Origin of the sequence: Variovorax sp. CF079 (assembly GCF_900101545.1) — a bacterium.
Taxonomy (GTDB): domain Bacteria; phylum Pseudomonadota; class Gammaproteobacteria; order Burkholderiales; family Burkholderiaceae_C; genus Variovorax.
Genome location: NZ_FMZU01000057.1, coordinates 1 through 1,950, shown reverse-complemented (window position 1 = coordinate 1,950; position 1,950 = coordinate 1). Strand labels below are relative to the sequence as shown.

The window sequence follows — 1,950 nt, the reverse complement described above, 5'->3', positions numbered from 1 at the left end:
CCTGGCAGGGCCGCGACTGGCCCGCCATTCCCGGCCACTTCGGCCCGCCGTGGTTCCTGCCGGCGATCGGCCTCTACTACACGCTCAAGGACCGGTTGGCCTGAGCGCCTTTTCTTCATCGACAACCAGAGGAGTACCCCACCATGAGCGACAGCAGCAGCAACAAGAGCTTCGAAAACCTCGTCGGTCCCGGCGAAAGCCTTCGCGTGATGGAGTCGCTCAGGCGCGGCGCCACGCGGCGCGACATCCTCGCGATGCTGATGGCCGGCGGCATGCAGGCCACACTGGCCGGCGGCATCGCGGGCGCGGCGATGTCCGCGCATGCGCAGACGCCCAGGAAGGGCGGCCGCATCCGCGTGGCCGGCGCGACCGCCGCCGCGACCGACACGCTCGATCCGGCCAAGCAGTCGAACCAGACCGACTACTCGCGCTGCAACATGATCTACAACGGCCTGACCTCGCTGGACGGCAGCCTGACGCCGCAGCCGGCGCTGGCCGAATCGTTCACGACCAAGGACGCCAAGACCTGGGTCTTCACCTTGCGCAAGGGCGTGACCTTCCACGACGGCAAGGCGCTCTCGCCCGCCGACGTCGTGTTCTCGGTGATGCGCCACAAGGACCCGGCCACCGCCTCCAAGGCCAAGGTGCTCGCCGACCAGATCGACAGCGCCAAGGCCACCGGTCCCAATGAAGTGACCTTCGTGCTCAGCGCGCCGAACGCCGACCTGCCGGTGATCCTGGGCACCTTCCACTTCCACATCGTCAAGGAAGGCACCACCGACTTCAACGCCGGCATCGGCACCGGCCCCTACAAGCTCAAGGAATTCAAGCCCGGCGTGCGCTCGCTGGTGGTGCGCAACGACGCCTACTGGAAGCCCGGCAAGCCCTACCTCGACGAGATCGAATTCGTCGGCATCGGCGACGAGAGCGCGCGCGTCAATGCGCTCTTGTCCGGCGGCATGGACCTGGTGGGCTCGGTCAATCCGCGCTCGGTGGAGCGCGTGAAGAGTACGCCCGGCTTCGGGATCTTCGTCACCCAGTCCGGCCAGTACTCCGACCTCGTGATGCGCAAGGACGTGGGGCCCGGCACCAACCCGGACTTCGTGCTCGGGATGAAGCACCTCTTCGACCGCGAGCAGATGAAGAAGACCATCGCGCTCGACTATGCGGTGGTCGCCAACGACCAGCCGATCGATCCGACCAACCGCTTCTACTTCGCCGGCCTGCCGCAGCGGCCCTTCGACCTCGACAAGGCCAAGTTCCATCTGCAGAAGTCCGGTATCACGGGCAAGGTGCCGGTGGTGGCATCGCCCGCGGCGCTGTACTCGGTGGAAATCGCGCTGATGCTGCAGCAGACCGCGCAGCGCGCCGGGCTGGAGCTCGACCTCAAGCGCATGCCGGCCGACGGCTACTGGTCGAACCACTGGCTCAACAGCCACGTGGGCTTCGGCAACGTCAACCCGCGCCCGAGCGCCGACGTGCTGCTCACGCAGTTCTTCCAGTCGGGTGCGGCCTGGAACGAATCGCGCTGGAAGAACGAGAAGTTCGACCAGCTGCTGCTGGCTTCGCGCGCCGAGACCGACCTGGCCAAGCGCAAGCAGATGTATGCCGACATGCAGACCATGATCCACCAGGAAGCCGGCATCGGCATCCCGCTGTTCCTTGCGAGCATCGATGGCCATAGCTCCAAGCTCAAGGGACTGTCCCCGATCCCGCTCGGCGGCCTGATGGGCTACAACTTCGCCGAGAACGTCTGGCTCGAAGCCTGACCCGCGCGCATCGGACCGCATTGGAAGTCCTCTCATGAACCCAGTGATCCTGAAGCTCCTCGGCCAGCGGATCGCGCTCGCCCTGCTGTCGCTGCTGGCGGTGTCGGTGATCGTCTTCTCGATCACCGCGGTGCTGCCCGGCGATGCCGCGCAGGAGCAGCTCGGCCAGGACGCCACGCCC

Annotated in this window: 1 protein-coding gene and 1 pseudogene; both read left to right on the top strand. The window is 66.6% G+C overall.

All coding sequences use genetic code 11. The features are described from left to right. The first annotated feature begins 143 nt into the window (after positions 1–143). On the top strand, positions 144–1,769 hold the full coding sequence (locus BLS74_RS33495; protein ID WP_093112342.1) for an ABC transporter substrate-binding protein: 1,626 nt from the start codon (positions 144–146) through the stop codon (positions 1,767–1,769). Positions 1,770–1,803: 34 nt separating this feature from the next. After that, positions 1,804–1,950, top strand: a pseudogene (locus BLS74_RS35480) (ABC transporter permease); the annotation flags it as partial.

Coding starts and splice junctions, on each gene's coding strand:
- BLS74_RS33495 (WP_093112342.1), top strand. CDS start 144: ATGAGCGACAGCAGCAGCAACAAGAGCTTCGAAAACCTCGTCGGTCCC.